General features: G+C 71.9%; 13 protein-coding genes and 1 pseudogene. 6 read left to right on the top strand and 8 right to left on the bottom strand.

Going from position 1 to position 17,382, the window contains the following annotated elements:
• Positions 1 to 64 precede the first annotated feature (64 nt).
• The 4 genes from KME79_RS22820 to KME79_RS22805 are packed head-to-tail and all read right to left on the bottom strand — an operon-like array spanning position 65 to position 5,768.
• Positions 65 to 244: a thiopeptide-type bacteriocin gene (locus tag KME79_RS22820; RefSeq protein ID WP_148033045.1), complete on the bottom strand. Its 180-nt coding sequence runs from the start codon at positions 242 to 244 to the stop codon at positions 65 to 67.
• Between the two features lie 22 nt (positions 245 to 266).
• Positions 267 to 1,880, bottom strand: coding sequence for a SagB family peptide dehydrogenase (locus KME79_RS22815; RefSeq protein ID WP_219546220.1), 1,614 nt, complete (start codon positions 1,878 to 1,880; stop codon positions 267 to 269).
• 44 nt (positions 1,881 to 1,924) lie between these two features.
• Positions 1,925 to 3,868 carry a TOMM precursor leader peptide-binding protein gene (locus tag KME79_RS22810; RefSeq protein WP_219546219.1) on the bottom strand — a complete coding sequence of 648 codons (1,944 nt, stop codon included), beginning with the start codon at positions 3,866 to 3,868 and terminating at the stop codon, positions 1,925 to 1,927.
• Positions 3,861 to 5,768: a hypothetical protein gene (locus KME79_RS22805; RefSeq protein WP_219546218.1), complete on the bottom strand. Its 1,908-nt coding sequence runs from the start codon at positions 5,766 to 5,768 to the stop codon at positions 3,861 to 3,863. Before KME79_RS22805 ends, KME79_RS22810 begins: the two co-directional genes overlap by 8 nt.
• Before the next feature lie 355 nt (positions 5,769 to 6,123).
• Here KME79_RS22805 and KME79_RS22800 point away from each other — a divergent pair, with 355 nt between their 5' ends.
• Both KME79_RS22800 and KME79_RS22795 read left to right on the top strand, forming a co-directional pair.
• The gene (locus KME79_RS22800) at positions 6,124 to 7,185 is read left to right on the top strand and encodes an ABC transporter substrate-binding protein (RefSeq protein ID WP_219546217.1); all 1,062 of its coding nucleotides are present in this window, start codon (positions 6,124 to 6,126) and stop codon (positions 7,183 to 7,185) included.
• A gap of 115 nt (positions 7,186 to 7,300) precedes the next feature.
• Positions 7,301 to 8,197 carry a hypothetical protein gene (locus KME79_RS22795; protein ID WP_246640265.1) on the top strand — a complete coding sequence of 299 codons (897 nt, stop codon included), beginning with the start codon at positions 7,301 to 7,303 and terminating at the stop codon, positions 8,195 to 8,197.
• 46 nt (positions 8,198 to 8,243) lie between these two features.
• Here the strand turns inward: KME79_RS22795 and KME79_RS22790 are convergent, their stop codons facing one another.
• Positions 8,244 to 8,810 carry a CGNR zinc finger domain-containing protein gene (locus KME79_RS22790; protein ID WP_219546216.1) on the bottom strand — a complete coding sequence of 189 codons (567 nt, stop codon included), beginning with the start codon at positions 8,808 to 8,810 and terminating at the stop codon, positions 8,244 to 8,246.
• Positions 8,811 to 8,894: 84 nt separating this feature from the next.
• Between KME79_RS22790 and KME79_RS22785 the strand changes: the two genes are divergently transcribed.
• The 4 genes and pseudogenes from KME79_RS22785 to KME79_RS22775 all read left to right on the top strand — a co-directional run bounded on the left by KME79_RS22785 (position 8,895) and on the right by KME79_RS22775 (position 13,532).
• Positions 8,895 to 9,782 carry an alpha/beta fold hydrolase gene (locus KME79_RS22785; protein WP_219546215.1) on the top strand — a complete coding sequence of 296 codons (888 nt, stop codon included), beginning with the start codon at positions 8,895 to 8,897 and terminating at the stop codon, positions 9,780 to 9,782.
• A 56-nt stretch (positions 9,783 to 9,838) separates the two neighbouring features.
• Entirely contained in the window at positions 9,839 to 10,576 is a 738-nt protein-coding gene (locus tag KME79_RS22780) for a VOC family protein (RefSeq protein WP_219546214.1), read from the top strand.
• A gap of 517 nt (positions 10,577 to 11,093) precedes the next feature.
• Positions 11,094 to 11,660: pseudogene (locus KME79_RS47060) on the top strand (DUF262 domain-containing protein); the annotation flags it as partial.
• Positions 11,661 to 11,672: 12 nt separating this feature from the next.
• Positions 11,673 to 13,532, top strand: a complete 1,860-nt coding sequence (locus KME79_RS22775; protein WP_308249018.1) for an HNH endonuclease family protein — start codon at positions 11,673 to 11,675, stop codon at positions 13,530 to 13,532.
• Positions 13,533 to 13,589: 57 nt separating this feature from the next.
• On the opposite strand, the gene KME79_RS22770 is transcribed toward KME79_RS22775, so the two are convergent.
• The 3 genes from KME79_RS22770 to KME79_RS22760 form a co-directional block, all read right to left on the bottom strand.
• On the bottom strand, positions 13,590 to 15,185 hold the full coding sequence (locus tag KME79_RS22770) for an ATP-binding protein (protein ID WP_219546212.1): 1,596 nt from the start codon (positions 15,183 to 15,185) through the stop codon (positions 13,590 to 13,592).
• Positions 15,186 to 15,370: 185 nt separating this feature from the next.
• The gene (locus KME79_RS22765; RefSeq protein WP_219546211.1) at positions 15,371 to 16,747 is read right to left on the bottom strand and encodes an MFS transporter; all 1,377 of its coding nucleotides are present in this window, start codon (positions 16,745 to 16,747) and stop codon (positions 15,371 to 15,373) included.
• 14 nt (positions 16,748 to 16,761) lie between these two features.
• Positions 16,762 to 17,382: esterase/lipase family protein (locus tag KME79_RS22760; protein ID WP_219546210.1), on the bottom strand; the 621-nt coding region annotated here is incomplete at its 5' end.

Raw genomic sequence — 17,382 nt, 5'->3', positions numbered from 1 at the left:
CGCCCTCGGCCCTGCTCGTCATACCGCTGACCCGGGGGTCACCGGCGGGCCGACGCCTCCGGCGTCACGCCTCCGGAGCCCAGCAGCTGGTGGCCGTCAGGTAGGACGAGCAGTAGCCCAAGGCGGAGGAGGCGCCGGTCTCGATGGCGCCGTGGCCCTCCACCACGAGGGAGTCGGCCGACACGACCTCAATGGAGTCGACGTCCAGGCCGCGCAGGTCGAGCTTGAGGTTCTCAGCGGACATGTGCTTCTCCTTCTGATTCCGATCAAAGGTGATCTGTACGGGTCAGGCTCTCGTCGGAGCGGGGCATCACCTCCTCGTGCACAACGGCCGGCATGGGGCGGGCCACCAGGGGCCCGCCGGTCGGGGGAGTGCCCAGCAGCAGGAAGGACAGGCTCCGCAAGGGGGTTCCGGCGAGGCCGAGCACCTCGTCGGTGGTCTCGTTGGCGCCGTCGGAGTGGATGCGCGCGGCCAGGCCCAGCGCGGTGGCGGCCAGCGTGGCCCGCTGGACGACCAGGCCCGCCTCCATCTGTTGCATCCGATACCAGCGGTCCCCGAACAGGCGCGCGCCCGCGACCGGGTCGCCCGCGGGGACCAGCGCGGCGGCGGCGCCGCGCAGCGCCACCCGGGTGTTGGCCAGCAGCCGCCCCGTGGCCACCTCGTCCACCCGCTCGGCGCCGGCCAGCTCGTGGAGCGTCCGCCGGGCCGGGTCGTACCAGTAGGCGCCCCGCGGCAGGCCCTCCACCCGCCATGCCAGCAGGCACAGCGCGGTCACGGCCGGCCCTGTCTCGGCACCCGGCAGGTCGGCCGGGTAGCCCTCGCCCGCCGCGGCCAGCACGGCGCCGAGGGCCGCGCCCCTGAGGGGCACCGGCCGGTAGCCGGCCAGCGGGGACGTGCGGCGAGACGCTCCCGGGCCGGCGCGGATCCCGGTCGCGGGCTCAGGAGCCGGGAAGGCCCGGCCCGCCCGCGCCGGCGGCCGTGGCCGCAGCGCCTCCGCCGGCTCCGGCGAGCCCGTGGGGGAGGCGGCGGAGCAGGCTCGGTGCAGGGCCGCGGCGAGGCCGTCAGGCATGGGCTTGGGCAGCGGCGTGCTCTCGCCGGCCACCGGGCGCTCGATCAGCTCGTGGGCGGACGGGGAGGCGTCCGGGCGCCCCGCACCGCCGGGTGGCAGGGTCAGCGTGAGCACGGCCAGCGCGGCCTCCCGGGCGCCGTCGAGCCCGAGGAGCCGGTCCACCTCACCGTCCGGGAACCGCAGCCAGGCCCGGCACGGCAGCCCCAGCCGCCCGCCGGCGGCCAGCGCCTGGGCGACGAGCACGCCGGTCTCCTGGCAGATCAGGCGGTAGCCGAAGTCGCCGTACTTGAACATCGACCGCCAGAACACCGCGGACAGGACGATCGCCACGTCCGCCGCCGGACCGTCCGCGAGCAGGCCGGCCAGTGCCCCGGTGTGGTCGCCGCCGCGCACGCGCTCCAGCACGTGGTGCACCGGATCGTAGTGGTACAGGGCGGCCGGCAGGCCGGGCGGGCGCGGCTCGCCCGCGGCCACGTACGCCTCGATCGCGTACAACCCTCCGCCCGACGGCGCCGGCCGGCCGGTGAGGAGCATGGGCGGCCGCCCCGCGGGTTCGCCGCCGTCGTCGAGCTGATGGCACCAGACGAGCCTGGTCATGCCGAGCAGGTCCCGCAGCAGCTCGCCGATCCGGCCGAGGGCCGAGCCGTCGCCGGACTCCCAGGGGAGCTGCGTCCGTACGGCGTCCGGGTAGCGCTTGTGCCTGGTCGGCGCGCCGCCCCAGTCGATGGACAGCGGGCCCCGGTTCCGCATCGCGGCCAGGTAGCGGCGGGTGGCCGCGCCGGCCTCGCTCGCCGCCGTGGTCGGGTGCATACGGGTCCGCCTCGCTTCCTTCGTCGTGCCGGTGGTGACCGGGGTCAGGGGAACGGATGAGGATAGGGATTCAGCTCTTCGGACCCCAGGTCGCGGCCCCGGTGACCGAGGAGCCGCGGCAGGCTCAGCAACCGCGGCAGGCCGTGGACGCGCCGGTAGCGGTGACCGAACGTCATGGGCGCCGTACCCGGCACGATCACCTTCGCGGCGGACATGCCGCACGCCTTCGCCTCGGGCGAGGTGATGTCGACGGCGATCACGTCGAGGCCGCCGGCCAGGAAGCGTCCCGCCAGCTCGGCCACGTCCGCGCGGAGGTCGTCGTGCGCGGGCCACCCCGCACGGGCCGTCACCTCGGCGACGGTCAGCGTGGGCCCGTCCAGCGGCAGGAAGCCCAGCCGGTCGAACGCGTCCGGGTGGCCGTAGGCCAGGGGATGGTGCTCCAGCAGCCGCACCTCCTCGGGGTCGGCCGCCAGCCGGGCCGACGACGCCGGGTCGTAGCGGTCGATGTGGCCTGCCAGCATCGGGCCCAGGTCCTCCAGCGCCCGGCGGAGCGCCCGCTGCGGCACCAGGTGGGAGGCGGAGCCGCACAGCACGCGCGGCCGGTCCGGCCGGTCCAGCGCGTCGACGGCCATCACCCAGAACACCGGCACCCGCTGCTCCATCAGCGCGGCGAACGCGTGCACGTCGTAGCCGAGCCGGTCGCGTACCCGCTGGGCGAGCATCGGGATGCGGCGGTCGGAGGCCGAGCCGAGGTCCACCCGCGGAATGGGCATCCGGGCATACCAGGTGGCCAGGGCCGCGTCCCGCTCGGCCACCTCCAGCAGGCCGTACAGGATCGCCTCGGCCGGGTGGCCGCCCAGGGCACAGCCGTTGGAGCACTCGTAGGCGAATCCGGGGTCGTCCGCCGGGCGGGGACCGAAGAAGGCGTAGCTCTCCGGCACCAGCACCGGCGCGTCCCGTGCGAACGAGTACGCCCACACCCACGAGGTGGGCCGATCCGGACGGAAGCGGGTGAACAGGAAGCCGGGCCGGTCGTACCAGTCGTCCGGATAGAGGCCCAGCGTGCGGGGGTCGAGCGCGTCGCCGGCGATGTCGTCGTAGGCGGCGCGCACGACGGTCCGCCGGCCGCGCGGGGCGATGCCGGCGATCCGTTCCAGCGCCTCGGCGACGGCGGTGGCCCGCGCGGACGCGAAGTCGCCGCTGCGGCCGTAGCCGTGGTGGCTCTCGTGCTCGGTGCGAGCCGGGCTGAGCCGCGCCACCGCGAGCGGGCCGCCGCCGCGCTCCTGCGCGACCAGAGCCTGCACGGTGCCGGTCTCCGGGTCGACGAACCGCTGTTCCCACTCCGCCGCCCGGTGGCCGATGCCGCTGACCCGGAAGGTCGCGGGGTCCGGCTTGGGCGCGGGACGGGGGACGTACCGAGCCGCGTGCGGTCCGTCGTCGGGCCGCACGCCGCAGTCGGGGCAGAACGGGTCGGGAAGGAACGGGTGGTGGCGTACTTCGGCGTTCGGCAGGCGGACCTTCAGCAGCGCGCCGGCGGTCCGCGCGGAACCGGGGTCACGCCGCAGCCGGCGCACCTCGTCGGCGACCAGCGCGGCGACGGCGCGCGTGACGAGCGGTGTGAGCAGCGCGCTGGGCCGGGAGCCGAGGTCCGCGCCCCACCGGGCGCGCAGCCTGTCGCGAGCCACCGCGTCCGGCCGGTTGCCCGCGCGTCTCCGTTCCACACAGGTCGGGCAGCCGGGCAGGGGCGGGCGCGCGGCCGGGCCCACCAGCGCCCAGCCCGCCTCCACGCGCACCGGCAGCCACGACGCGCCGCTCTCGGCCGCGCGTCGCGCCACTCCCGGGTACGGCCGCACGTCGTCGGCGTCGCTCGCGACCACGATCACGGGACCGGTGGCCGAGGCGAGGGCCGCGCGGATGGCCGCGTACAGGCGGCCCTCACCCAGAACGGTCACCGGGTCCGCGTACGCGGTGACGGCGGCCTCAGTCATCGAGCAGCGCGACGTGGGTGACGAAGGGGAGCAGCCGGGCGGCCTCGGGGTCGCCGTCGAGTGGCACCGCCACCGGCACCTTGCCCAGGCGGCGCAGCCCCCGGGCCATCCTCCGTACGGCCTCGGAGGGGTCGCCGTCCGGCGGCCAGAAGGGACGGGCCCCGGCGTACGCGGGCTGCCCGGCGGTCCGCGACTGCCAGCGGAGCAGCAACCGCTCCAGGCCGTCGCGCAGCGCCGCCGGGGCGGTGGCGGCGACGGACACGATCGGATCCTGGCCGGGGACGGTGAGGGAGATCGCGGGCACGCCGAGAACGGCCGTGTGATCGCTCACCTCCGGCGTTTCACCAGCCAGGACGAGCTGGCGCAGCAAGGCCTCCGCGATCGGATCTTCCGTGGGACCCACCGGCGCGCCCCTCCCGTCCGCCTCCAGAGTGCCCGCCAGCAGGTGCTCGCACCGGGCTCGCAGACCGGCGGCCAGCGCCTCCGGCCAGCTCAGCCCGGCACCGGTGCCCACCGGAGGGCACGGCGTGCCGAAACCGGTGAGCCGGAGATCGGACACCGGCACGGGAAGAGGCCGGCCCTCCGGCAGTTCCACGCCCCATATCGTCGCTTCCGGGTCGGCACTCGGGTCGACGGTGAGCAGACCGTACGTGGCGAGTGCGGCGAGCAGGCAGCGGAGCCGGGCCGTCCGCTGGTCCGGTCCCCAGCCGAACACCTGCGGAGGCGGCGCCCAGCCGGGCAGCGCCCCGAACGGGTCCGAGACGGTCGCCCCGCACACCGCCAGCGGGGACTGGGCCAGCGCCTGCTCGTCCAGTATGCCGAGGAGGCCCAGGCGCGAGTCGACCAGCTCGGGGGTGCGGCCGAGCAGGCTCTCCGCCTCGATCGGCGTGGCCGTCGCCAGCTCCGCGGCCCGGTCCCCGATCGCCTCCGGGCCTCCGCCAGGACGGGTGCCCGCACGTGGACGGGCCAGGAACCGGTGCGGGAGCGTGTCGAGATTGCGCAGGTCGACCCGGGTGAGCAGGCGCTCCCGGTCCGTGTCGAGCCCGGTCACCTGGGAGAAGCAGGCGAGCGCCAGCATGGCGGCGACGACCTTCGGCACCGGTCCTGTCAGCCAGTCCTCGTTCGACGGCGCCGGGGCCGCGGCGGGCAGCGCGGCCAGCCGGTGCCAACCGGACTCCGCGGCGGTCACCGAGGGCCGTCCCACCCTGCTGAGCCAGACCTCCGCAGGACCGGCGAGAGCCTGGCCCAGCACGACGTCGCCCGCCTCGGCCAGGCGGGCCGTCGCCACCAGGTCGTCGAGGTCCGCGCTGACCTGGAGCACGACGTCGGCGTCCCCGGTGACGGCCCGGACGAGCGCGTCGCCGGCGGGAGAGAGCGTCCGGATCTCCTGGCGGGGATCGCGCCGGACGGCCTCGGCCGCCCGGCCGGCCGCCGTGGCGTCGGGACAGATCACGGCGACGTACCGCCACCCTGAACCGACACACGCCTCCACCAGCGCCTCCAGCAGCGGGCCCGCCCCGGCCAGCACCAGGCGGGCGCTGCGGATCCGCTCGAATCGCGCCTCCGGCGAATCCAGGGCGTAACCGATGAAGGCGATCTCTTCCGCGTACGCGCGCAGCTCCGCGCCGGTCAGTCCGTGTGGCCGCGCCTGCCGGTCATCCACCACGAACCGGTGTTCGGCGAGCCGGCCCACGAGGCTCTCGACCATGGCCTGCTTGTCGGCGGAGAGGTTCGACGTGAGCTCGTCCAGGGTGTGCCGGCCGGTCAGCGCGGGCGCCAGCCTGCCGAGCCAGGCGTACGCGTGCCGTCCGCGCAGCGTGCACGCACCGTAGTCACTGTGCACGTAGGCCCCGTCGGGGCATTCGACGAACCGGACGTCGTCGCGTAGTCGTGGTCTCATCGCCGCATCAGTGTTTGGGAGCGCTCCCATGAGCGAAATGCTACGAACTGACGTCCTCTATGTAAACCCGAAATCGGCCCTATCATGCAGCGCCTATCGTGGTTATAATCACGGGATTCTCGCATATTCATAACGGAATGCTTACATTCAGTGATGGGAACCCGCGTTTCTCGCCATTCGTCGGCATGGAGCGCACCGCGTTCCGCGAGGCATCCCGTCCCTTGACGGATCAGCGTCGTCCGCCCTGGACAGGTCATACCGGGGTGCCTGAGCCGGCCGTTCCCGGCTCGGTTACTCTCGGCGCGTCGCTCTGCGATCAGGTCAGAGCGCGACCGGACTCGGGAGACGCCGACGTATGCATGAGCCATCGGAGCGGACTGACGGATCACCCGTCCGGATCGGCGCGCTCGCCCCGCTGACCCGGCCCGGCTGGACCGAGGCGGGCCGGCACCTGCTCGCCGGACTCGAACTGGCCGCCCGCGAGGTCAACGATGCCGGCGGGATCGCGGGAAGGCCGCTCGAACTGCTGGTACGAGACACCGCCGCTGATCCCCACAGGGCGGAGGCGGCCGTGGAAGAGCTGGCCCGCCTGGGCGTGGCCGCCGTGGCGGGGGAGTACCACAGCGTCGTCGCCCGCGCCGCCGCCGCCCAGGCCGACGCACTCGGCGTGCCGTACCTCTGCTCGTCAGCGGTCCTCGACGCGCTCACCGAGCAGCCGACGGACCGGGTCGCGCGCCTGGCCCCGGCGCAGTCCCGCGGCTGGCGCATCTACGCGGACTTCCTCCTCGGCGAGGGCCACCGCCGCGTCGCCGTGGCGGCCGAGCCGAGTGTCTACTGGGCCTCCGGGACCCGCATCCTGCGGGACCACCTCGCCGAGCACGGAGGCACCGTCGTCGAGCTCGACGCGCGCGCGGCCGTGTGCGACGAACTCGCCGGCAGTGGTGCGACAGCCCTCCTTCTTCTCGCCGGTTCCCCGGAGCCGGCGGTGTCGATCGTCAAGGCCGTCCGCAGCGACCGGCGCCTCGCCGAGATCATGATCGGCGCTCCGGCCGGGCAGCCGGAGTTCGCCGGCTGGGCCGCGTCGCTGGGCGGCGACGGCGCCGCGATCCCGTTCCTGCGCTACCTGCCCGAACACCTCGGCCCACTCGGCGCGCGCGTCGGGACGGCCCTGCGTGAACGGCTGGCCGAGGCGCCCTCCTTCGTCGCCTTCGAGGGCTACGACACGGTCACCGTCCTCGCCGAGGTGCTGCGCACGGGCGGATCCTGGTCCAGCGTCGCGGTCGAAGGCACCCGCGGGGAGATCCGGTTCTCCCGCACCCCGGGCATCAGCGTCTGGCAGTGGGCTTGGCCCCCGATCCAGGTCGCCGACCGAGACCCCGCCGAACCCGATCGCTTCCGGATCCTGCACACCGGCTGAAGACCGCCGAGCGTGGCAACACGTCTGGCAAAGACCGGTCATGGAGGTTGTCGAGTCTCCGGGCCCAACGGATAGTCGAGGGTGTCAGGCCTGTCCCCGTACCCCGAGGAGAAGCATGAACGGATCGGCCACCCGCAATCGGCGCCGCACGGGCACGGTGCGGCGCCTCTTATCGGCGACCGTCGGACTCATCGCGATGGTCTTCCTCGTCGCCCCGCCCGCCGGCGCCCTGGCGCTGCCCACCCCCGCGCAGCTGGTCTCGAACCTCGACCTCGAGTGCTTCAAGACCAGCCCCTACCAGCCGCCGGCCGTCGGGCTGGCGCTGCGGCACATCAACCCGGTGCTCGTCGGCCTGCCCATCGAGCAGGTCTCCCTCGGCGCGCGCGACCAGCTCTGCGTCCCGGTCGCCAAGAACGACGTGATCCCGCCGGACGGCGTGCTCGACTTCGTCCGGTACGTCGACCTGTCGTGTTACCGGGTCACCGGGTCCTCGATGGACAAGTCGCTCGTGCTCAGCCATCTCAACCGCGTCCTGAGTGACCTGCCCCGCAAGCAGGTCCTGCTGAACCGGCCGGAGCAGCTGTGCGTCCCGGTCGCCAAGAACGGCGTGCTGCCCCCGGCGGAGGTGCTCCGGGTCGTCAGGCACATCGACCTCCTCTGCTACGGCGCCACCCCGAACGTCCCGATGAACAGGCCGCTGGCGCTCCGGCAGCTCAACCCCGTGCTCGTCGGCAAGATCCCGCCGGCCGACGTACGGGTGGGCTACTCGCGCCAGCTCTGCGTGCCGGTGTACAAGGGCGGCGACAACATCCCGCCCGAGGTCATGGATCTCGTCAGATGGATCGACCTGGAGAAGTACGACATCACGGCGCGTGAGATGGCGCCCGTCGACCTGACCCTGCGGCACCTCAACCCGGTGCTCGCCCGCCTTCCCGAGGAGAAGGCGACGCTCACCGCCGCGGTCCAGCTCGGCGTCCCCGTCGCCAAGAACGGCCGGATACCGCCCGGCTGAGCGACAGCTGACGAGCCTGCCGGTTCTCCCATGGGCGCCGGCAGGCTCACGTGTGCTTGCGGCGCTTGTAATGGCGGGCGACGCGGACGCGGTTGCCGCAGCGGGCCGCCGAGCACCAGCGGCGGCGCGGGTGGGCGGGCAGGAACAGCATGACGCAGTCGGCGGCGTCGCACTGGCGCACCGTGGCGACCGCCGGGTCCGCCAGCAGGCCGGCCGCGCCCTCGGCGAGCCACGTCGTCAGGCGCGCGCCGGGGGTGCCGGTGCGGCGGTGGGTGGCCGTGACGGTCTCGCCGTTCCAGGTCAGCTCGCTGATGGCGGGCGCGGCACGCTGGGCCCGGTTGACGGCTTCGAGATCGGTGGCCGGTGGCCGGGTCCCGGCACGGACGTGCTCCAGGGCGCGCGCGATGTGCTCGCGGAGTTCGCGTACGGCGGCCAGGTCGGCGGCGGTGAACTCGGCGGCGAGGAGCTCACGCGCCTCGGCGAACCGGTCGGCCTGCAGGCCCAGCCAGGCGCGCAGGTCACCGGGCGTGGTCAGCAGGTCGCCGGTGGCCGGGCGGGTGTTGACCAGGTCCAGGGCGAGGGGTTCACCGGTCAGGGGGCCGAGCTCACTCATGCCCTAATGCTACATCCGTGCTTTGACACGTTAGATCGCTGATCGCTATAACTAATGTGTCTTCTGCGATGAAAGGCATTAGCCATGACGTTCCCCGCGCTCGCCCGCACCGTCCACCGCCACCTCGACGTCGACGGCGTCCGCGTCTTCTACCGCGAGTCGCTGCCCGAGCGGGCCGACGCGCCCGTCCTGCTGCTCCTGCACGGCTTCCCGTCGGCTTCGCACCAGTTCCGCCGCCTCATCGACGTGCTGGGCGCCCGTTACCGGCTGATCGCGCCCGACTACCCCGGCTTCGGGCACACCGAGGCCCCGGCCGGCTTCACCTACGCCTTCGACCGGCTCGCCGACATCACCGAGGGCTTCGTCCGGAAGCTCGGCCTGACCCGCTTCGTGATGTACGTCTTCGACTTCGGCGCACCCGTCGGCTTCCGGCTCGCCGAGCGGCACCCCGAGTGGATCGCGGGCCTCGTCGTGCAGAACGGCAACGTCTACGAGGAGGGCCTGTCCGCCGGAGCCCGCGACTTCATCGCGCTGCGCCCTGACCGGCCCGGCGCCGAGGACACCGTCCGCGACCTGCTCACCCTGCCCGGCACCCGCGGCCAGTACGAGACCGGCGTCGCCGACCCCGAACTCGTCGCCCCCGAGGGCTGGACCCTCGACCAGCACTTCCTCGACCTGCCCGGCCGCAAGGAGGCCCAGGTCGCGCTCGCCTTCGACTACCACACCAACGTCGAGCGGTACCCCGCCTGGCAGGAGTGGCTGCGCACGCACACCCCGCCCACCCTCATCGCCTGGGGCGCGAACGACCCGTTCTTCCCCGAGCCCGGCGCCCGCGCCTACCTGCGCGACCTGCCCGGCGCGGAACTCCACGTCCTCGACACCGGCCACTTCGCCCTTGAGGACCGCCTGCCGGAGATCGCCCCGCTCGTCGCCGGCTTCCTGGAGCGGGTGTGGGACCGAGGGCCGCGTTGACCGCCGGCACCACGCTTCCAGTGGCCGGCTCGCGACGCCCCACTATGATCGGCGGCATGGCGCTGCGACTCATCCAGGTGAACTTCAAGGCCCGGGACGACTCGGCGCTCGGCCGGTTCTGGGCCGAGGCGCTCGGCTGGAACGTCTCCAGCGAGGCGCCCGGCGTGACCAACCTCGAACCCGAGGGCTTCGCCTGGCCGGACCCCGACGCCTTCTACGTCGACCTCGTCACCGTCCCGGACCCCGAGACGGTGAGGTACCGCGTACACCTCGACCTCTCCACCACCTCCGCCGCCCACCAGGCCGAGCTGGTCGCGCGCCTGCAGGAGCTCGGCGCGACGCCCGCCGACGTGGGCCAGGGCGACGTCCCGTGGACAGTCCTGGCCGACCCGGAGGGCAACGTGTTCTGCGTGCTGGAGCCCCGGGAGATCTACCGGGACACCGGGCCGATCGCCGCGGTGGTGGTCGACTGCGAGGATCCGCGCGCCATGGCCCGGTTCTGGGACGAGGCGCTGGACTGGACCCTGCACGAGGTGACCGACGACCACGCGCGGCTGCGCTCCGCCAAGGGCGTCGGCCCGTACCTGGAGTTCCTCCGTACGCCCGGCGCGAAGACCGGGCGTAACCGCATCCACCTCGACCTGCTGCCGCACCCCGTCGAAGACCAGGAGGCGGAGGTGGCCCGGCTCAAAACTCTGGGCGCCACCGCCGCCGACGTCGGCCAGGGCGACGCCCCGTGGAAGGTCCTGGCCGACCCGGAGGGCAACGAGTTCTGCGTCCTCGGCCGGGGCTGACGCGGGAGCCCTTTCATCGGCGCCTCACCCGTCCGCACCGGCGAGCGTCGCCGGACCGAGGACGCTCGCCCTGGTCGGGTCCCGGACGTGAGCCGCCAGATCCGGATGGTTCCATCGCGGCTGCCAAGCATCGATTTGTCTCGATGTGGGCGGGATTTTTGCTGCTGTCGTATTCGTGAATGCTGGTGTGCCGTTTTTTAGGGCGTACACGTGAGTAACCATGCGTTCTCGGCTATCCGTTTCGCGTACGAGCAACGTCCGAGCGGTCACTAATCAGCGGTCGAGCACACCGAGATGAGCCGTGTACTGCCCTGCAGACATCGTCGTTACGGACCTTGCGGCTGTCCGGCGGGCCGTTGTAACTTAGCGTGCTTGTGACGATGCAGTTGGCTCGCGCCATGAACGGGACGGCATGAAAGCGAACGAAACCACCCTTCGCAAGCTCATTCAGGGCGACCAACAATTACTGGTCCCTCTTTATCAGCGCCAATACACCTGAGAACGCCCACAGCTCACTCAGCTGTGGGCCGATATCACCGCCCAGGTCGACGTGCTGGCCGAGCAGCGGCAGGATGCCCCGAGCCATTTCATGGGATCGGTCGTCCTCGCGCCTGGCCCGGAGCTGGCGCCGAGCCGCTCTCAGTGGATCATCGTGGACGGCCAGCAGCGTCTCACCACTCTGATGCTCGCGCTCTGCGCCATCAGAGATCACTTGGTCGCCGAGGAGCCCACCGCTCGCGAGCGGATCAACGAGCTCCACCTGATCAACAAGTTCCAGCAAGGCGAACTGCGTTACCGGCTCCTGCCCACGCAGGGCGACCGAGCGGCGTTCAAAGCGTGTGTGGACGGCACTTCCGAAGGAAAGTCCGACAGTCTGATCGGCAACACCTACCAGTTCTTCCGCAGCATGTTGAAGGAGTTCGACGACCCGGCCGACCCGCATGACATCGCGCGGGTGGAATCGGTGCTGCTAAATCGGCTCAATCTCGTGCAGATCCTGGTGGAGAAGGACGACAACGCGTTCCGTATCTTTGAGTCGATCAACAACACGGGCATGCGGCTCAGCCAGGTGGACCTGATTCGCAACTATGTCTTCATGTGCCTGCCCACCCGCGGCCAGCATGTCTACGACGAATACTGGAAGCCGATCCAGGACCAGTTGGACGCCAAGGCCATGGAACAATTGATGTACCTGGTGCTGGTCCTGCGGGAGGGTGGCGAAGCCCAATACAACGCCGTCTACCGGGGGCATCAGCAGTTGCTTCTGGCACTGTCCGGGGATGAGAGGCGAATCGAGTCGTACGTCCGGGATCTGCACTGTCGCGCGCGGCATCTCAAACAGATCCTCTTCCCCCCGGAGGATTTCCCGTTCGCGGGGCGGCTGCGCTTCCTCAAGGAATGGCAGGCGTCCACGGCCTACCCGCTGGTGATGCGCCTGCTCGAGTTGCGGGAGGACGACTACATCGGCGATGAGGAGGTGGGCGAGGCGCTGGCCTACGTCGAGAGCTTCCTCGTGCGCCGCCTGATCGCCGGGGTCGCCACGGGCAACCTCAACCGCATCTTCCAACGGCTCGCCGTGCAACTGGGCGCCGAGGAGGAAGTGCCGCACGCGGTGCGTGTCGCGCTGTCACCGGCCAGGCTGTACTGGCCTTCGGATGAGCAGCTGCGGGAGGAGATTCGCAGCCGCGCCTTCTACTGGCAAGGGCGTACGGTTCAGCAGAAGCTGATTCTGCGGCGTATCGAGGAGTCGCTGGGCAGCAAGGAGCGGGTGGACCTGGCCGACAAGCGCATCACCATCGAGCACGTCCTGCCGCAGTCCATGACCACCGACTGGCTGGGCGAGCTCTCCCACGAGGGAGACGACGCCGACCTCCTGCACCGGCAGCTCGTGCACACCCTGGGCAATCTCACGCTCAGCGGCTACAACTCGGAGCTGAGCAACAACTCCTTCGCCGCCAAGCGCAAGCAGCTGGGGCAGAGCGGCCTGGTCATGAACCAGGAGATCGCTGCCTGTGAGCGCTGGGGCAAGGCGGAGATCCTGGCCCGCGCCGACCGGCTCGCGGACCGTGCGATCGCCATATGGCCAGGCCCGGAGGAGTCCGGCCGCGGGAGCGCGACCTCCCGCGACTGGACACTGCTGCACAGCGCCCTGGCAGTCCTGCCGGCTGCCACCTGGACCTCTTACTCAGATCTCGCCGAGCTGATCGGCTCGCATCCGGTGCCTGTCGGCGTCCATCTGGCAAGCGTCCCCGTGCTCAACGCGCACCGAGTCCTCAGCAGGTCCGGGCAGGTCTCGGAAAACTTCCGCTGGACCGATCCCGACGAGGATCGGGACGTCCACGAGGTGCTGCGTACGGAAGGCATCAGTTTCGACGGTGCGGGACGCGCCTCCGCGGATCAGCACATCACCGCTCGCGAAATCGCCGAACTCCTGGGTCTGCCCATCGCCGCGGATCTCGCCGAATCCGAGGCCGCGGACGATGGGTCCTTGTCGCCAGAAACGCTGACGTCCCGGGAACAGCGCTTCTTGCGTCAGCTCAATGAGGCGAGCGGCCCGCAGGCGGCCGGCGCGGTACAGCGGCTGCTGGAGCACTGGCGCTCACGAGGTGGCGACCTCCAGTACGGCACTTCCGCGAGTGCCTCCTGTGCGCCGGTCATCAAGGTCGGCGGACAGAGCCTGTACGCCATCCGCTTCTATGCCAAGAGCGCCGAGATCCCCTTCGGGCTGCTGCGCAAGCGCAAGCCGTTCGACGACCCCGCGCTGCGTGAGGAACTCCGGCAGCGGCTCAACGACGCACCCGGCGTGGACATACCCGTCGCCAAGCTGGAGTTGTATCCCCCCATCAAGAACACCCAGTTGGCGAACGTCGCCGTGTCCGACGTGGTCGTCGCGGCGCTCGACTGGTTCATGGCCATGGTGACCGCGTCGGACGAGCATGCCGGGGACGCGCCGTAGTCGTCCCCGGCCTCCGTCGGGGCTGCATGACAGGACGTTCACCGCCCCGGGACACCCTTACACCCGCAGGAGAGTGACCTGGCGGCCGGACGGTGTGGTCGCCTGGTCGAAGCTGCCGCGCTCCTTCCAGGGCGGGGCTTGGGGGCGGCGGTCGAAGATGACCAGGACGCCGGTGGTGAGGGTCAGGCGGTCGAGGTAGCGGTCGAGCTGGGCCAGGCCCGCAGGCTCCGGGTCGTCCGCGCCGGGTCGCCACACCTTCAGTTCCATGGCCTCGCGCTGCGTCAGCCGTTCGCCGTCCGGGCTGGTGTACGGCCAGCGGATGTAGACGTCCATGCGTTTGCGGCCGGCGGCGTATTCGCGGTCGAGGTGGCCGCCGCCGTTGACGAGGCGGTGCAGGAAGGCCATGAGGATGATCTGGCACGCCGCCTCGTGGTAGCCCTCCTGCTGGATGAGGACTTCGCCGTGCTCGCGCCAGAACACGACGAACTCCTCCAGCAGGCGGGGCAGGTCGAACCGGCCGTCGGGGAGCACGAAGCTGTGCGGATCGGCGTGGACGTTCTGCTCCGTGAGGTCGCCCAGCACGCGCAGGATGACCTCCCGGTAGATCGGGTTGGCCACCTGGGGCGGAGGTTGCTGGGTGATCAGGCCCAGATCGCGGGCGTAGGACAGGTCCTCGGAGTTGCCGCGGTCGGTGTAGGGGCCGCCGGCCACGATCGGCTCCATCACCCGCTTGACCCTTGGTTCGTACAGCCGAGCCGCCAGGGAGTCCAGGTGGGTGGCGCGCTTGCGGATGAGCCGCTCCTTGGCCTCCTCGATTCGCTCGCAGGTGATGGTGCCGGTCACTCTCATCTGGAAGGTGATCTCGTAGGCGAGGGCGTTGACCAGCCAGGGTTGTCCCTGGGTGAGCTCGAAGGCGCGGTCCACCGCGTCCTTGGTGAACTCCTGGCCGGTCGCCTGGGTGTGTCGGTCGTACAGTTCGGCGATGTCGTCGGCGGTGAAGTCGCCCAGGCGCAGTGAGTCGGCGAGGATGTTGAACGGGCTGGCCGCATTGAACCGCTCAGGGGCGCCGCCGGCGGCTACCTTGTAGTCACGCAGGTCGCGCAACCCGCACAGCACCACCGACGCGGGGAACGGATAGCCTTTCGATCGCTTGTTGTGCCCGTCGCGGAGCTGGCCGAGGACGCTGACCAGGCTGTTGCCCTGCAAGGCGTCGATCTCGTCGAGGAACAGCACGACCCGGCGCGGGCAGCGTCGGCACCACTCCCGCAGCGCCGCACCGAACCGGCTACCGGGCGTGACCCGCGGCCGGGAAGGTGGCGGTAGCAGCTTCTTCGGCCAGCCCGACAGCTCGGCGGACTCGCGGAGGGAATCCAGCAGAAGCGACTCGGCGGCGCCGTAGTCGTCGCCCGCCGCCTTGGCGCGTTCGCAGGAGAACATGAGGGCGGCGGTGCCGCCTTCGGCGGTCAGGCCGGAGGCCAGAGCGTCCAGGACGGTGGTTTTCCCGGTCTGCCGGGGGGCGTGCAGGACGAAGTAGCGGTCCATCTCGATGAGCGTCCGCGCTTCGGGAAGCCGGGGTATGGGGGGCAGCATGTAGTGGAGCCGCGGGTCGCAGGGACCGGTGGTGTTGAAGTATTTCGCTCCGCGCGTTCGCATGGTCACAGCCTGCCACCTTCTTGGGTGTCGCACCGGGGACAAGCCCTCTCTGACGCCGACGACTCGTTCATGGGGCCTGCCGCCCCTGGCAAACGAACCAGACGATCTCGCCAACCGGCGCCGGATCGACATCCCATCGTTCGGAGCAGGCCGCGACGGCAGCCGGCCCGCGTCCGTGCTCCTCGTCAGGCCCCGCTGGTCGGTGGCGTGTCGTGGGCGGAGGTCAGGACGCGGGCGGCGTCACGCTCGTACGGGCCGCGCGCCGTCACGGTGAGCAGCCCTCCGGCCAGTACGGGCAGGGTCATGACGAGCAGGGCGCTGGTGAGGGAGCCGGTCCGGTCGGAGAGGATGCCCACGATCAGCGGTCCGACGGCGATGGCGCCCCCGGCGACGAGCTGGGCGAGGGCGAAGGCGATGCCTCGGGAGGAGGCTCCGATCACGTCGGCGAGTGACGCGGTCAGGTTCGGGGTGGCCATCGACATCAGGATGACCGCGGCGGCCGTCAGCAGGGCGAACGGCATCAGGGCGCGGGGGGCGGCGAGCAGCGCGACGGCCATGACGACCGCGCCGGCGACGACGCCGCAGCCGCCGACGAGCACCCGGCCGCCCTTGCGGGTGACGTGCGCGCGGCGGCCCAGCCACGCCCCGACGAGGGTGCCGGTGACCACTCCGATGACGGTGACCAGGCCGCCCAGCGCTCCGGCCTGCCCGGGGGACAGGGCGAAGGTGCGGCCGATCAGCGTGGGCATCCAGTAGAAGAGCCCGGCGACGCCCATGCCCAGCGTGGCCAGGCCGACGGTGACGATGACCAGCGTGCGTACGGCGAGCACGTCCCGCACCTGCCGCCCGAGCCGCGGCGGCGTCGCCCGGCGCGACCCGGCGCCGTCCGCGGGGGGTGCGGCGGCCCCGGCGGTGACCTGGTCGAGGAGGCCGCGGGCCGGCTCGCGGAGCCGCAGGCAGATCAGGGCGGTCAGCAGGCCGGGGATCGCCATCAGCAGGAACGCCGCCCGCCAGCCGAACGCCTGCCCCAGCACCGCGCCCAGCACCGTGCCGATCCCGCCCAGGTGCGCCGACATCCGCGTCCAGCCGAACGCCCTGGCCCGGCTGATCGGCGGGTAGTAGTCGGCCAGCAGGCTGCCGGTCGCCGGGTTGTCGACGTGCTCGGCCGCGGCCAGGGCCATGCGGGTAAGGAAGAAGACGGCGAATCCCGGGGCGAGGCCGCTGCCCGTGGTGGCCACGGCCCAGAGGAAGACCATGACGGTGATGACGCGGGTCCGGCTGAAACGGTCGGCGAGGTATCCGGCGGGGATGGCGACCGCCGCCGCCGCGATCGCCGAGCCGGTCGGGATCGCTCCGGCGACGGTGTCGCCGATGCCCCACTCGGCCTGGATCAGCGGGAGGAGGCCGCTGAGCAGGCCGGCCTCGACCCGGTCCACCAGGCCGACCAGGAACAGGATGACGAGCGGCGCCCAGCCGTAGGGGGCCGGGTCACCGGCGCGGATGCCGCCGGGAGGAGGCGCCCCCCAGCGGCGCCGCGGCACGGGGCGGACGTCGTCACGCATGACACACCGGCCGGTCAGGACACAAAGTCGCGCACCTTCGCGTAGACGGAGGCGTCGGTCAGGAACGCGGCGTGCGACAGGCATCCGGCGTACGTGTTGACGGCCCCGGCGAGGGACACGCTCGAGTCGGGGTTGACCACCGTGTCGCAGTCGGACCAGAACGTGCCGTACGCGACGTCGCCCGGGGTCTCGTCACCGCTGTTGAGCTCGGTCAGGAACGGCGAGCCGATCCGCATCTCCTGGCAGGTGAGCCGCTCCTCCGAGCAGAGGCGGGTCGCGGTCGTGCCGTGGTTGGGGCCCGCCAGGGAGACCCAGGTGCTGACGGCCGCCGTGCCGCCGAGGAACTTGAGATAGTGGCGGCTGTTCAGCGAGCCCATCGACATCGCGACGATCGTCACCTTCGCCGCGCCCGTGGAAGATCGGATGGCGTCGACCCTGGCCCGGATGTCGGCGGCGATGTCGACGTTGGACTTGGTGCTGTCGTAGTCGATGGTGAACAGCCGGTCGGCGGGCCACCCGTCCGCCTCGAAGCGGTCGATCATCGTGCTCCAGCGGCTGCCGTTGCCGCCGTAGCCGTGCACGAACAGGATCGGCCCGGTGTCCGCCCGCGCGGGCGGGGGGGCGGGGATCAGGAC

Source organism: Nonomuraea harbinensis (assembly GCF_019396385.1).
GTDB classification, from domain to species: domain Bacteria; phylum Actinomycetota; class Actinomycetes; order Streptosporangiales; family Streptosporangiaceae; genus Nonomuraea; species Nonomuraea ferruginea.
This window is presented reverse-complemented; position numbering and strand designations above follow the sequence as displayed.

Coding starts and splice junctions, on each gene's coding strand:
- KME79_RS22820 (WP_148033045.1), bottom strand. CDS start 244: ATGTCCGCTGAGAACCTCAAGCTCGACCTGCGCGGCCTGGACGTCGAC.
- KME79_RS22815 (WP_219546220.1), bottom strand. CDS start 1,880: ATGCACCCGACCACGGCGGCGAGCGAGGCCGGCGCGGCCACCCGCCGC.
- KME79_RS22810 (WP_219546219.1), bottom strand. CDS start 3,868: ATGACTGAGGCCGCCGTCACCGCGTACGCGGACCCGGTGACCGTTCTG.
- KME79_RS22805 (WP_219546218.1), bottom strand. CDS start 5,768: ATGAGACCACGACTACGCGACGACGTCCGGTTCGTCGAATGCCCCGAC.
- KME79_RS22800 (WP_219546217.1), top strand. CDS start 6,124: ATGCATGAGCCATCGGAGCGGACTGACGGATCACCCGTCCGGATCGGC.
- KME79_RS22795 (WP_246640265.1), top strand. CDS start 7,301: ATGAACGGATCGGCCACCCGCAATCGGCGCCGCACGGGCACGGTGCGG.
- KME79_RS22790 (WP_219546216.1), bottom strand. CDS start 8,810: ATGAGTGAGCTCGGCCCCCTGACCGGTGAACCCCTCGCCCTGGACCTG.
- KME79_RS22785 (WP_219546215.1), top strand. CDS start 8,895: ATGACGTTCCCCGCGCTCGCCCGCACCGTCCACCGCCACCTCGACGTC.
- KME79_RS22780 (WP_219546214.1), top strand. CDS start 9,839: ATGGCGCTGCGACTCATCCAGGTGAACTTCAAGGCCCGGGACGACTCG.
- KME79_RS22775 (WP_308249018.1), top strand. CDS start 11,673: ATGTGCCTGCCCACCCGCGGCCAGCATGTCTACGACGAATACTGGAAG.
- KME79_RS22770 (WP_219546212.1), bottom strand. CDS start 15,185: ATGCGAACGCGCGGAGCGAAATACTTCAACACCACCGGTCCCTGCGAC.
- KME79_RS22765 (WP_219546211.1), bottom strand. CDS start 16,747: ATGCGTGACGACGTCCGCCCCGTGCCGCGGCGCCGCTGGGGGGCGCCT.